The organism is Methylobacterium dankookense (assembly GCF_902141855.1).
GTDB classification, from domain to species: Bacteria; Pseudomonadota; Alphaproteobacteria; order Rhizobiales; family Beijerinckiaceae; genus Methylobacterium; species Methylobacterium dankookense.
In genome coordinates this window covers 14,900-28,352 of the sequence record NZ_CABFVH010000004.1, presented here as the reverse complement: position 1 = coordinate 28,352, position 13,453 = coordinate 14,900, and the positions used below count along the sequence as shown (strand labels likewise).

General features: G+C 69.2%; 9 protein-coding genes and 1 riboswitch. Of the genes, 5 read left to right on the top strand and 4 right to left on the bottom strand.

Translation table 11 applies throughout. From position 1 onward, the window contains the following. Positions 1-77: 77 nt before the first annotated feature. The gene (gene rnr / locus MTDSW087_RS04820) at positions 78-2,393 is read left to right on the top strand and encodes a ribonuclease R (protein ID WP_144760865.1); all 2,316 of its coding nucleotides are present in this window, start codon (positions 78-80) and stop codon (positions 2,391-2,393) included. 6 nt (positions 2,394-2,399) lie between these two features. Here the strand turns inward: rnr and MTDSW087_RS04815 are convergent, their stop codons facing one another. After that, complete coding sequence (locus tag MTDSW087_RS04815; protein WP_306421695.1) at positions 2,400-3,041, bottom strand: NIPSNAP family protein; 642 nt, start codon at positions 3,039-3,041, stop codon at positions 2,400-2,402. Positions 3,042-3,151: 110 nt separating this feature from the next. Between MTDSW087_RS04815 and MTDSW087_RS04810 the strand changes: the two genes are divergently transcribed. From MTDSW087_RS04810 to MTDSW087_RS04795, 4 genes are all read left to right on the top strand, one after another. Further along, entirely contained in the window at positions 3,152-3,625 is a 474-nt protein-coding gene (locus MTDSW087_RS04810) for a DUF983 domain-containing protein (protein ID WP_144760862.1), read from the top strand. Then, positions 3,582-4,358: an NUDIX hydrolase gene (locus MTDSW087_RS04805; RefSeq protein ID WP_373322011.1), complete on the top strand. Its 777-nt coding sequence runs from the start codon at positions 3,582-3,584 to the stop codon at positions 4,356-4,358. Before MTDSW087_RS04810 ends, MTDSW087_RS04805 begins: the two co-directional genes overlap by 44 nt. Before the next feature lie 93 nt (positions 4,359-4,451). Next, complete coding sequence (locus MTDSW087_RS04800; protein ID WP_144760856.1) at positions 4,452-5,396, top strand: alpha/beta fold hydrolase; 945 nt, start codon at positions 4,452-4,454, stop codon at positions 5,394-5,396. 391 nt (positions 5,397-5,787) lie between these two features. Next, the gene (locus MTDSW087_RS04795; protein WP_144760853.1) at positions 5,788-6,450 is read left to right on the top strand and encodes an O-methyltransferase; all 663 of its coding nucleotides are present in this window, start codon (positions 5,788-5,790) and stop codon (positions 6,448-6,450) included. Positions 6,451-6,691: 241 nt separating this feature from the next. Here the strand turns inward: MTDSW087_RS04795 and MTDSW087_RS04790 are convergent, their stop codons facing one another. The 3 genes from MTDSW087_RS04790 to MTDSW087_RS04780 all read right to left on the bottom strand — a co-directional run bounded on the left by MTDSW087_RS04790 (position 6,692) and on the right by MTDSW087_RS04780 (position 12,866). Further along, on the bottom strand, positions 6,692-8,242 hold the full coding sequence (locus MTDSW087_RS04790) for an efflux transporter outer membrane subunit (protein ID WP_144760850.1): 1,551 nt from the start codon (positions 8,240-8,242) through the stop codon (positions 6,692-6,694). Between the two features lie 113 nt (positions 8,243-8,355). Then, positions 8,356-11,502 carry an efflux RND transporter permease subunit gene (locus tag MTDSW087_RS04785; protein WP_144760847.1) on the bottom strand — a complete coding sequence of 1,049 codons (3,147 nt, stop codon included), beginning with the start codon at positions 11,500-11,502 and terminating at the stop codon, positions 8,356-8,358. 23 nt (positions 11,503-11,525) lie between these two features. Further along, the gene (locus tag MTDSW087_RS04780; RefSeq protein WP_144760844.1) at positions 11,526-12,866 is read right to left on the bottom strand and encodes an efflux RND transporter periplasmic adaptor subunit; all 1,341 of its coding nucleotides are present in this window, start codon (positions 12,864-12,866) and stop codon (positions 11,526-11,528) included. A 481-nt stretch (positions 12,867-13,347) separates the two neighbouring features. After that, a riboswitch (glycine riboswitch) is annotated at positions 13,348-13,451 on the top strand. Positions 13,452-13,453: the final 2 nt, after the last annotated feature.

Here is a 13,453-nt window from a genome sequence, read left to right as displayed (position 1 = left end):
GGGCGCCGTGCCCCCATCTTCCAGGGACATCGATCTCAAACCGGCGCCGCACTCCGCGGCGCAGCGAGCCTCACTCTTTGGCCAAGCGCGCAGCGGCGACCTCCACGCCCCTCCCCACACGCGAGCAGGTCCTCGCCTTCATCGCCGAGTCGAAGGACAAGGTCGGCAAGCGCGAGATCGCCCAGGCCTTCGGGCTGAAGGGCTCCGACAAGATCGGCCTCAAGCGCCTGCTCAAGGAGATCGAGGGCGAGGGGCAGATCGAGCGCTCCCGCGGCGGCCTGTCGAAGGCCGGGCGCCTGCCCCCGGTTGTGGTCGGCGACATCCGCTCGCGCGACCGGCAGGGCGAGTTCCTGGCGAGCCCCGTCGAGTGGAAGGGCGAGGGCAAGCCGCCGACCATCGTGCTGATGCCGGCCCGCGGCGGACGCAAGGACAAGCGGCCGCAGCCGGGCATCGGCGACCGGGTTCTGGTCCGCGTCGAGCCGGACGGCGATTCGGACACGCGCTACACCGGCCGCATCATCAAGGTCATCGGCAAGAACAGGGCCGAGATCGTCGGCGTCTACCGGGCCGGCGCCCAGGGGGGCCGCATCGAGCCGGTGGAGAAGCGGGGGGCGCGAAGCGAGATCCTGATCCCACCGGGCGAGGAGGGCGAGGCCCGCGACGGGGACCTCGTCAGCGTCAGTCTAGAGCGGGAGACACGCTTCGGCCTACCTAAGGGCCGCGTGCGCGAGCGGCTCGGCTCCCTCGGCTCCGAGAAGGCGGTGAGCCTGATCGCGCTCCACCTCCATAACATCCCCCACGTCTTCCACGAGAACACCCTCGCCGAGGCCGACGCGGCGAAGCCTGCGACCCTGCGGGGCCGCGAGGATTGGCGCGACAAGCCGCTCCTCACCATCGACCCGCCGGACGCCAAGGACCACGACGACGCGGTGATGGCGGAAGCCGATCCCGATCCGGACAATCCGGGCGGCTTCGTCGTCACCGTGGCGATCGCGGACGTGGCCGCCTATGTGCGCCCCGGTTCCAGCCTCGACCGCGAGGCGCTGGAGCGCGGCAACTCGGTCTATTTCCCCGACCGGGTCGTGCCGATGCTGCCGGAGCGCATCTCGAACGACCTCTGCTCGCTGCGCGAGGGCGAGAAGCGCCCGGCCATCGCCGTGCGGATGATCTTCTCCGCGGACGGGGTGAAGCGCCGCCACAGCTTCCACCGGGTGATGATGCAATCGCGCGCCAAGCTCTCCTATGCGCAGGCGCAGGGAGCGATCGACGGGCAGCCCGACGCGACCACCGGCCCCCTCCTCGACGTGGCGCTCCGCCCCCTCTGGGCCGCCTACGAGGCCCTGAAGATCGCCCGCGACCGGCGCGGGCCCCTCGCCCTGGATCTCCCCGAGCGCAAGGTCCTGATCGGCCCCGACGGCAAGGTCGACCGGGTGGTGGTGCCGCAGCGCCTCGACGCCCACCGGCTGATCGAGGAATTCATGATCCAGGCGAACGTCGCCGCCGCCGAGACCCTGGAGCATGCACGCCAGCCGCTGATCTACCGGGTCCACGACGAGCCGGCCTTGGAGAAGATGCGGGCGCTCGGCGAGGTGCTGGCCTCGGTCGGCATCAAGCTGCCGAAGGAGGGGGCGCTGCGCCCGGCCCTGTTCAACCGCATCCTGGCCATGGCGGCCGAGACCGAGCACGGCGTCTTCCTCAACGAGGTGATCCTGAGGAGCCAGGCGCAGGCCGTCTACGCGGCGGAGAATCTCGGCCATTTCGGGCTGAACCTGCGCCGCTACGCCCACTTCACCTCGCCGATCCGGCGCTATGCCGACCTCGTCGTGCACCGCGCGCTGATCACCGCGTGCAAGCTCGGAAAGGATGGGCTCGCCGGCGACATCTCGGTGCCCGAACTCGACCGGATCGGCGAACAGATCTCGGCGGCCGAGCGGCGGGCCATGGCGGCCGAGCGCGAGACCATCGACCGGCTCATCGCCAACCACCTCGCCGACCGGGTCGGCGCCACCTTCGAGGGCCAGATCTCGGGGGTGACGCGCTCGGGACTCTTCATCAAGCTCGACGAGACGGGGGCGGACGGATTCGTGCCGGTCTCCACCATCGGCGCCGATTATTTCCGCCACGAGGAGGCCCGCCACGCGCTGGTGGGCGAGCGCACGGGCGAGACCTATCGCCTCGGCGACCGGGTCGAGGTGCGACTCGTCGAGGCGGCGCCGGTGGCCGGCGCGCTGCGCTTCGAGTTGCTGTCCGAGGGGCGCTCGCGCTCCGGCGCCAAGCGGACGGGTGCGAAGAAGCCGCCCAAGGCCGGGGGCCGCCCCTTCAATCCCGCGCCGCCCGGAAGGCCGGCCGGCATCCGCACCAGCTCCAACCGGCATCGCGGCTCGCGGCGCTAGCCGCGCTCAGGCCAGCGGGGAGCCGGGCTCCGGCAGCGCGAGGGACGAGGTGGCCTCGGCGATCTGCTCGGGGCCGCCCTTCGGCGGCCAGTGCCCGGACGCATAGGCCTGCGCACGCAGCCTGCCCCGCTCCTCCAGGCTCTCGAAGCCCCAGATGTGCGTGATCCGCGGGGCGCCGTCGAGGGCGTACATGTTCACCACGAGGTGCTCGGTGAGGTCGCGCGCCGGTGCGATGGCCGGTTCCCAGCCGGCCAGCGTCCGCGTCAGGCCCCCGGGCTTCAGCCGGTAGGTCCGGAACTCGTACAGGCCGCCGCGCCGGCCGGTCCGGATCGGGGGGAGGAAGGGGAAGGGGGCGTAGCTGTCCATCTCGAGTGCCGTGACGACGGAGCCTGCATTGAAGGGGTTAGCGCTGAGAAGCGCGCGGCGACGCTCCGAGGTCAGGTCCTCGGGCGCCTCGAAGCCGCGCAGCACGAGGATGCGGCCGAGCGCGCCAACCTCCGTCCGCCAGCGGCCGAGAAGCTGCCCCTTAGCGTCGCCGTCCTTCACCCAGGCATCGGCCGCCTCGGCGGCCTGGCCGAGGGCGAGGAGCGGGCAGGTCAGCGTGGCGAGTTCACAGAGCATACGGGCCTCCGGCGTGTCGGCGCTCATCTAGAGCGCCGTCCGCGGAAGTGGACGCCGAAGGGCTCCGAGACGGGCGTGCAGACCGGGGGCCCGGCATGGTAGCAAGGGCGCCGTGTGACATCCGAGGCGACGAGGCCATGACCGCCAGCGACCTGCCGACCGCCGCGCCGGCCCGCACCGGACTCATCAAGGCGATGGGCCGCGGCTTCCTCGGGCGCTGCCCGCATTGCGGCGAGGGCCGGATCTTCGGCCGCTTCCTCAAGGTGCGGCCGGCCTGCGAAGCCTGCGGGCTCGAACTGCACCACCACCGGGCCGACGACCTGCCGCCCTACCTCGTGATCTTCATCGTCGCCCACATCGTCGGCTACCTGATCCTGGAACTGGAGATGAGCTACGACGTGCCGCTGTGGTTCCAGCTCAGCTTCTGGCCTCTCTTCACCCTCGGCCTCGCCCTCGCGCTGCTGCAACCGGTGAAGGGCGCGGTGGTCGGCTTGCAATACGCCCTTGGCATGCACGGTTTCGGCGGGCTACCGGGAGTGCGCTCCGCAGCGGGGGAGGATGCACGCCTTGGGAACAGCGGACACGGATCGACCGGGCTCGGACGCGCCTGAGACGGCGGCGGCCCCTGCGGCCAAGGCGGCTTCTGCCAAGGCGGCTCCCACCAGATCCCTGCGTCCCCGCGACGCCGCGACCCTGATCCTGATGGAGCGCCGCCGCGGCGTGATCCGCGTGCTGATGGGCCGGCGCAACCCGCGCCTCGTCTTCATGCCGGGGCGGTTCGTGTTTCCCGGCGGCCGCACGGAGCCCGACGACCGCCGGATGCCGGTGGCCGGGGCGCTGCCCGACTATGCCGAGGCCGCGCTCGCCCGCCAGGTCTCGCGCCCGCCGCGGGACCTCGGCCGCATGCTGGCGCTCGCCGCCATCCGCGAGACCTACGAGGAGACCGGCCTCCTCGTCGGCACCCGCGACTACGGCCCGCCCGAGACGGCCCCGCCCGACTGGGAGGCCTTCTCCCGCCACGGCGTCCTGCCCGATCTGGAGGGCCTGCACCTCGTCGCCCGCGCGATCACGCCGCCCAAGCACGTGCGCCGCTTCGACACGCGCTTCTTCGTGGCCGAGCGCGGCCTCGTCGCCGCGGAGGAGACCGGCCGGGTCGGGCCCGAGGCGGAGTTCGTGGAGCTCGACTGGCTGCGCCTCGACACCGCGCGCAAGCTCGACCTGCCCTTCATCACCCGCGCCGTCCTCGACGAATTGGAGTTGCAGGTCGCCGCCGGCTTCGCGCCCTATCGGGAGATCCCGTTCCATTTCGAGCGCCACGGGCGGCGCGAGCGGGTGGCGCTGTAGGCCGGAGCGCGCTCGCTTCCTGGGCGGCCGGGACGCCCTATCTCCCCGGGTGATTCTTCGGGCAGCCAGTTCGGGCGGCGAGGGAGGCGGCTCATGCCGGCACGAACGGTTCTCGCGGCGGCGCTGGCGCTCGGGCAGGGGATTCCGCAGCCGGTCCCATCGGTCTCGGCGACCACGACCTACCATCGCGTCGAGGTCGACGGCGTCGGCATCTTCTACCGCGAGGCCGGACCGCGGGACGCGCCCACGATCCTGCTGCTGCACGGCTATCCCTCGTCCTCGCGCCAGTGGGACCCGCTGCTGCCGCTCCTCGCCGACCGCTACCACCTGATCGCGCCCGACTATCCCGGCTTCGGCCAGAGCGACGCCCCCTCGCCCACCCGGTTCAGCTACACGTTCGACGCCCTCGCCGCGGCCATGGAGGGGCTGGTCACGCGGCTCGGCATCGCGCGCTACACGCTGTTTCTCCAGGATTACGGCGGCCCGGTCGGCTTCCGCATGGCGCTCGCCCACCCTGAGCGGGTGAGCGCGCTGATCGTCCAGAACGCCAACGCCTATACCGAGGGCCTCGGCGCGAAATGGCAGGGCATCGCCCGGTACCGGGCCGATCCCGCCGCCCATCCCGAGCAGGTCGAGGCCTTCACCGCGCTCGAAGGCGCGAAACAACGCCATCTCGGCACCAGCCCCAACCCCGAACGCTACAATCCGGACGGCTGGATGGACGAGTACGCCGCCCTGTCGCGCCCGGGCCAGCGGGAGATCCAGGCCGCGCTTCTCTACGACTACCGCACCAACGTCGCGTCCTATCCGGCCTGGCAGGCCTGGATGCGGGCCCACCCCGTGCCGACCCTCGTGCTGTGGGGGCGCTACGATCCCTCGTTCATCGTGCCGGGGGCGGAAGCCTATCTGCGCGACCTGCCGAAGGCGGAACTCCACATCCTCGATGCCGGCCACTTCGCGCTGGACGAGGCGACGGACGACGTCGCCCGCCTGACGCGCGATTTCCTCGGCCGCCACATCGCGGCCTCGCCTCGGTAGCGCGCCGATGAATCGGTGACGGCGGTTCGCGCAAGGTCGCCTCGACGGTCGTGATCGCCCGCTCGACCTGATCCGCCGGGGCGCGCGCGAAGATCGTCCGACCGTCGACGACCAGGCCTCAATGCGTCGCGGTCGCCTCGATCTCCTCGTCGAGGTCAACATTCATCCCAGCCGCGAGGCCACCGGGGAAAGCCGCGATGTCCGCGCCATTTGCGATCCTGCATTGTCGAAATTGGCGACTTGCAACCGCAATCATTCATGAAAGAGTTGGCCGGCGCAGCCATCCCTCGTAGGCTGCCAGAGTAGCGCTCGCCGACCAGTGCTCATCCGCTCAAAGAAAGCTCACAGCTCAGAGCGAACGATGCAATCGAATTGAGGAGAGGAAACTATAATGTCGCTCTATCAATATTTTTGGACCAATCAAGGCAAACCCATCCGCAAATGGGCTCACTATTTGCCGTTGTACGAGCGCTATTTTTCTCCGTGGGTCAACAGAAATCTCGTTATGCTCGAAATCGGCACCGGGAATGGCGGATCAGCCCAAATGTGGAAACATTTTTTTGGCCCTACTGCCCAGATTATTACTGCAGACATCAGGCCCGAATGCAAAGATTTTGCAGACGAACAGATCGCTGTGCGCATCGGAGACCAGGGAGATCACGAATTCCTTCAATCAATCATAGACGAATTCGGCGCACCCGACATTGTATTAGACGATGGCAGCCATCAAGCGGCACACATTTGCAGATCCTTTGAATATCTATTCCCAAAAATGCCGAGAGATACCTTGTATCTTGTCGAAGATTTACACGCCTCCTACTGGCCGGATTTTGGTGGCGGCCTCAACCGCTCCGGCACCTTCATCGAACGGCTTAAAGTTCTCATGGATGAGATCCATGCACACTACATTGATAGCCAGCCAATTTCCTCCGAAATTGGAAAGCTGGTGCGGGGCATTCATCTGCACGATAGCGTGGCGGTGATCGAAAAAGGGCCTTTTGTAAACCGCACCGATTTGCTCATACCTGAGCGACCGAACACGACACGCTGGTAAGCCGGATCAAGACGACAAGGACGCGTGTCGCAGGCACGCCTGCGCTCGGCATTTGGTCACGACATCCCATCCAGCAGATCCGGCACGATCGGCTGTCCGGCACCGTCGAACCACTCGGGGGGCCGACGATTCGAGTCGCCGCAAGAGTCCAGGGTTACCCCCTTCATGCCTGCCGATCGATCAGGCCGCCGTCGGGAACAGGGGGCTCTTCGCGCCGGCGGTCCGTTTCGCTCGGGTCGGTTCACAAGAACTTCGCCGGATCCGTCTCGGGCGGGGGCGTCGCCACGTCCATGCGGTTCCACCAGCCGCCGCCGAGCGCCTGGAACAAAGCCGCGGTGTCGGCGTACTGCGTCGCGCGGGCCCCGGCCGAGGTGACGAGCGCCGAGAGGTAGCCCTGCTGGGCGATCAGCACCTGCGTCGAGTTCACGGCGCCGGCCGAGTATTGCTTGCGGATGAGCTCCAGGCTCTCGCCGGTCGCCTTCTCGGCGGCCGAGGCCGCGGCCACCGCCTTGGCGTCGGCCTGGAGGGCGCGCAGCGTGTCGGCGACGTTCTGGAAGGCCGTGATCACGGTGGCGCGGTATTGGGCCTGGGCCTGGGTCAGCGTCTCTTCCGAGGCGCGCTGGCGCCGGTAGAGGGTGCCCGCGTCGAAGATCGGCGCCGTCGCCTGGCCGATGATGGTGAAGAAGGCCGCGCCCGGGTTGGTGAGCTGGGCGATGCGCACGGCGCTGGCGCCGCCGGTGGCCGAGATGCTGAATTGCGGCAGGCGGTTGGCGACCGCCACGCCGACATTGGCGGAGGCCTGCTGCACCAGGGCCTCGGCCGCCTTCACGTCCGGCCGCTGCTGCACGAGGCGCGAGGGCAGGCTGACGGGGAGCCGGGTCGGCAGGCGCAGGGAGGCGAGGGTGAAGGTCTGGCCGACCTCCTCGCTCGGCAGGCGGCCGGCGAGCGCGGTCAGAAGGTTGCGCTGCTGCGCGAGCTGCTTCTCCAGCGGCGGCAGGAGCTGCTGCGAGAGCGAGAGCTGGGCCTGCTGCTGCACCACGTCGGCGCCGGCGATCTGCCCGAGCCTGAGCTGCTTGTTGTAGAGTTCCAGGACCTCGGTCTGGGCCTGGATCACGCGCTTCGTCGCGTCGATCTGGGCGCGGAGCGACGCCTCCTGGATCGCCGCCGCGACGACGTTGGCGGTGAGGCTGAGATAGGCCGCCTCGAGCTGGAAGCGCTGGTTCTCGGTGGTGGCCTCGAGCGCCTCGATCTGGCGGCGGTTGCCGCCGAACACGTCCGGGTTGAAGGCGACCAGCACCTGCGGCGTGTAGAGGCTGTAGAGGAACTGGTTCTGGTTCTGCAGGGGCGATTGCAGGTCGAGCCCGGGCGCCCGGGAGCCCTGCGCCTGCGGGTTCGCCGTCACCGTCGGGAACAGGGTGCCCTTCTGGGCGAGCACGTTCTGCTGGGCGATGCGGAGCGAAGCCTGCGCCGCCTCTAGGTTCGGGTTGTTGGCGAGCGCCTCCTCCACGAGGCGGTTTAGCGCCTTCGAGCGGAACAGGGTCCACCACTGGCCCGGGATGTCGGCGCCGGCCACGAAGCTCTGGTCGGCCGAGCCGCCCTGGCGCGTGGTGATGGCGTCCGCCGCGCTCGGATTGGCCAGCGGCTCCTTGGTGTAGCGCATCACCGGCGGATCGGCCGGGGGCACGAAGTTCGGGCCCACCGCGCAGGCACCGAGCTGGGCGGCGAGCGCCGCGGCCACCAGCGGGGCGGCGCGCCGGAGGCCCGCAGGCCGGGCCCGTCCGTTTCCTGCCATCACGCCGCCGGCCCCCGCCCCATCACGCCCTCCGTAGAGGGACGCCGGGGGGCGCCCTGTCAACGCCGCGCTGCATTGCGGCACGGCCGTGGCGCGCGCCTGTTGCGCCCGCATCACGCCGCGGCCCGGTGGCCGGCGGGCGCCGCGGCGCGCTTCGGCCGGCGCCGCGAGAACAGCGAGACCAGCACCGGCAGCACCACGAGGATGAGGTTCGGCGCGAGCAGGATGCCGCCCACCACGACGAGGGCCAGCGGCTTCTGCACCTGCGAGCCGATGCCGGTGGAGACGGCCGCCGGCAGGAGGCCGACGCAGGCCGCGACGCAGGTCATCATCACCGGCCGCATGCGCACGATCGAGGCGTGCCAGACCGCCTCGGCCCGCTCCCAGCCCTCGTCGATGAGCTGGTTGTAGTAGGAGAGCAGGATCACGCCCTCCATCGTCGAGATGCCGAACAGCGCGATGAAGCCGATCGCCGCCGAGATCGAGAACGGCGTGCCCGTGAGGAACAGGGCCAGGATGCCGCCGATCATCGCCATCGGGATCACCGAGAGCGTGAGCAGCATGTCGGCGACCGAGGAGAAGTTGATGTAGAGGAGCAGCGCGATCAGCACGAGGGTCAGCGGCACGACGAGGCTGAGCCGCGCCACCGCCTCCTTCAGGTTGGTGAACTGCCCGACCCATTCGAGGTGGTAGCCCGCGGGCATCTCCACCCCTTCCGCCACGCGCGCCTGCGCCTCCAGCACCGCGCCGCCGAGATCGCGCCCGCGCACGGAGAACTTCACCGGGATGTAGCGCTCCTGGTCCTCGCGGTAGATGAAGGCCGCGCCCGAGACGAGGTCGACGCTGGCGATCTCGGAGAGCGGGACCTGCACCACGCCGCCATTCGGGTTCTGCGCGCCGATGGTGATGTTGCGGATCGTCTCCAGCGAGGAGCGGTATTCCCGCGCGAGGCGCACCCGCATCGGGAAGTGCCGGTCCGAGCCGTACTCGTAGAGGTCGCCCGCGATCTGGCCGCCGATCGCCGCCGCGACCGTGGTGTTCACGTCGCCGATGGACAGGCCGAAGCGGGCGGCCTTGCGGCGGTCCACGTCGATGCGCACCGTCGGCTGGCCGAGGGAGGTGAAGACCGCGAGGTCGGTGATGCCGGGCACCTTGGCGAGCACCGCCTTCACCGATTCGGCGGTCTTGGTGATCTGGGCGAGGTCGCTGCCGTAGATCTTGACCGAGTTCTCGCCCTTCACGCCCGAGGCCGCCTCCTGGACGTTGTCCTCGATATATTGCGAGAAGTTGAACTCGATGCCGGGGAAGTCCTGCTCCAGGCGCTTCGAGAGGTCGCGGATCAGGGTCTCCTTGTCGAGCCCCTTGCGCCACTGGTCGAGCGGCTTCAGGGGCGCCAGGATCTCGACGTTGAAGAAACCGGTGGCGTCGGTGCCGTCCGCGGGGCGGCCCTGGTGCGAGATGACGGTGACGACCTCGGGCACCTCGGTGAAGATCTTGCGCAGGCGCTCGACATAGGTGTTGCCGGCCTCCAGCGAGATCGAGGCCGGCATGGTGCCGCGCACGTAGAGGTTGCCCTCCTCGAGCTTCGGCAGGAATTCGAGGCCGAGATTGCGCGCGGCGACGCCCGAGACCAGCAGGATCGCGATCGTCACGGCGATGGTGATGATCCGGTTGCGCAGGCCGAAGGTCAGGATGATCTCGTGGCCGAAGCGCAGCACCTTCACGATCAGGGTGTCGCGCTCCTCCACATGCTTCGGCAGGATAATCGCCGAGAGGGCGGGCGAGACCGTGAAGGTGGCGATCAGGCCGCCGACCAGCGCGTAGGCGTAGGTCTTGGCCATGGGCCCGAAGATGTGGCCCTCGACGCCGGTCATGGTGAAGAGCGGCAGGAAGCCGACGATGATGATCGTCGCCGAGAAGAAGATCGCCCGGTTCACCTCGGCGCCGGCGATGGCGATGGTGCCGAGCCGCCCCGTGAGCCCGCCCGGCGCCTTCTGCCCCTCCGAATGCTCGGGCTCGGCGAGGTGCCGGAACACGTTCTCGACCATGATGACCGTTGCGTCGACGATCAGGCCGAAATCGATGGCGCCGAGCGACAGGAGGTTCGCCGAATCGCCCCGCACCACCAGGATCAGGATCGCGAAGCCGAGCGCGAAGGGGATGGTGGCCGCCACGATGATGGCGCTGCGCAAGCTGCCGAGGAACAGCCACTGCACCACGAAGACCAGCACCACGCCGAAGACGAGGTTGTGCATCACCGTGTGGGTGGTGGTGTGGATCAGCCCCGAGCGGTCGTAGATGCGCTGGATCTTCACGTCCGGCGGCAGGATCGTGGAGTTGTTGATCCGGTCGATCTCGGCCTCGACGCGCTTCAGGGTCGGCAGGCTCTGGCCGCCGCGGCTCATCAGCACGATGCCCTCGACCACGTCGCTCTGCCCGTCATGGCCGACGATGCCGAGCCGCGGCGCGTTCGAGACGCGCACCTCGGCCACATCCCGCACCAGCACCGGCACGCCGTTGACCTGGGTCAGCATGGTGTCGCGGATGTCGTCCATGTCGCGGATCAGGCCGACGCCGCGCACCACGGCCGACTGCTCGCCGACATTGAGCGTCTGGCCGCCCACGTTGATCGAGGAGTTGTTGAGCGCGTTGACGAGCTGGACCAGGGTCATGCCCTGCGCCTGGAGCCGGTTCAGGTCGACCGCGATCTCGTATTCCTTGGCCCTGCCGCCGAAGGCGGTGACGTCGACGACGCCGGGGATCGCCTTGAAGCGGCGCTGCAGGACCCAGTCCTGCAGGGTCTTCATGTCGGCGGAGGAATAGCCCGCCGGGCCGACGAGCTTGTAGCGCATGATCTCGCCCACGGGGCTCGTCGGCGAGATCTGCGGCTGGGCGCCGTTCGGCAGGGGCGGCAGCTGCGACAGGCGGTTGAGCACCCGCTGCAGCGCCTGCTCGTAGGTGTAGGCGTAGTTGAACTGCACCTTCACGTCGGAGAGGCCGAACAGCGAGATGGTGCGCACCACCGTGGCGTTCGGGATGCCGGCGAGCGCCACCTCGAGCGGGATCGTGATGTAGCGCTCGATCTCCTCCGCCGACTGGCCGGGATTCTGGGTGATCACGTCCACGAGCGGCGGGACGGGATCGGGATAGGCCTCGATGTTGAGCTGCGTGTAGCTGGCGTAGCCGAGCCCCAGCATCACCATGAACATCAGGAAGACCAGCACGCGCTGGCGCAGGGAGAAGACGATCAGGCTGTTCATGGTGCCCCCGGCCCCGTCCGACCTCAGGAGGCCTTGTCGCCGCTCGCCGCCCGGTCGATGAACAGGGCGCCGCGGGTGACGACCTCCTCGCCGGCGGTGAGCCCATCGACCACCTGCGCGTTGTCGCCGTTGATGAGGCCGAGCTTCACCGCCCGGGCCACGATCGCCCCGTCGGGCCGCGCCACCCAGACATGCGCGTTGGCGCCCTCGTAGACCACCGCCGCGAGCGGCACCGCGGGCGAGGGCTGGGCCTTGCCGGTGATGATCGTGAAGGTCGCGAACATCTCGGGCTTGAGCACCCGCTCCGGGTTGTCGACCTCGCTGCGCACGGCGAGGCGGCGCGTGGCCGGGTCGAGGCTCGCGGCCATGTAGTTGACCCGCGCCTTGAACACGCGCGCGCCGAAGCCCGCCACCCGCGCCTCGACCTCCTGGCCGATGCGGATCCGCGGGATCTCGCTCTCGCGGACATTCGCGATCAGCCAGACGGTGGAGAGGTCGCCGATGATGAAGGCGGGATCGCTCGAGGAGGAGATGAACTGCCCGACGCCGACCTTGCGCTGGACGATGGTGCCGGCGATCGGCGCGCGGATCTGCACCTCGGAGCTGAGCCGGCCGTTCTTCTCGAAGCTGGCGATCTCCTCGTCGGTCTTGCCGAGCAGCCGCAGCTTGTTGCGCGTGGCGTCGAGGGTCGCTTCCGCGGTCTTGAGGTCGCTCTGCGCCGCGATCACGTCGTTCTGGGCGGACTGGTAGTCCTTCAGCGCCACGGCGCGGGCCGCGAACAGCTCCTGCTGGCGGGCGGCGATGGTCTGGTCGAGCTTCAGCAGGGCCTGCTGCTTCTGCACGTTGTTGAGCGCGGTCTGGTAGTCGTTCTGGGCCTGGACCATGTCGGTGGCGTCGAGGGTGAGCAGCACGTCGCCCTGCTTCACCTCGTCGCCCGCGCGCGCCATCACCTTCACTACGCGGCCCGAATAGGGCGAGGCCACCGGCACGTTGTCGTCGTCGTTGAGGGCGATCCGCCCCTCCGCCGAGCCCTCCGGCCGGAAGGTCATGGTGGCGACGGGATGGATCTCGAAGGCCGCGCGCTGCTCCTTGGTCGGCCGGAAGATGCGATCGCCGGAATAGGCGGTGTCCTCCTCGCCCTCGTCCCGCTCCTCCGGCCCCTCGGACTTCAGGAGGTGCTCGACATAGGCGATGACCGGCCCGGCGGCGTCGCGCACCGGCTGCGGGAAGATCGCCACGGCACCGACGAGCGCGATCAGCACGAGCAGGACGGCGGCGACCGTCCAGGGGCCGGAGCGGCGCCGCACGCGGCCGGGCGCGTCGCTCGCGCCGGCATCGTGGTCCAGGGGATTGCGGGCGTCCATCTCAGTCTCGGTTCGAAGGTCCAGACGGCGCGCAGGGCCGGTGATCATGCGATTCGCGAGGGCGTCGGCCGGCAGTGCCACCGACCCGATCGGTGGCGCTTTTCTATGGCGAAGCGCGGCGAAGCAAGACTGTTTCTAGGACTATCAGCAGTATCCGGTCCACCGAAATTCTCGAAGCCGGCAAATATCTTAGCCATTGCGACACGAATGCTACGGTACGCGCTCGCGCAGCCGTGATCGAACCTCGCGGGCCCCCTCCGCGGCCTCCGGCCGAGGCCCGTCCGGCCGGCCCCGCGTGACGCCGCATGGCCGATGTCACGCCGGGGCGATGCCCCATGTTGCGCCGCACGCGCTCTCGTGGTTAGCTCGAAGCCGTCCATTCAAGACGGTACGGGAGAGCTCAGCTCAGGGGCCTTCGGGACCCGGTATGGCGCCGACGGAGCAACCACCCCCGGAAACTCTCAGGCACAATCACCGTATCGTTGGACAATCTGGAGAGAGGCGCCGCAAGGCGTCCACCGAAGGAGAAACCTCGCGTTCGACACGCGGGGGAAGCTCTCAGGTAACCGCGACAGATGGGGGCAGCC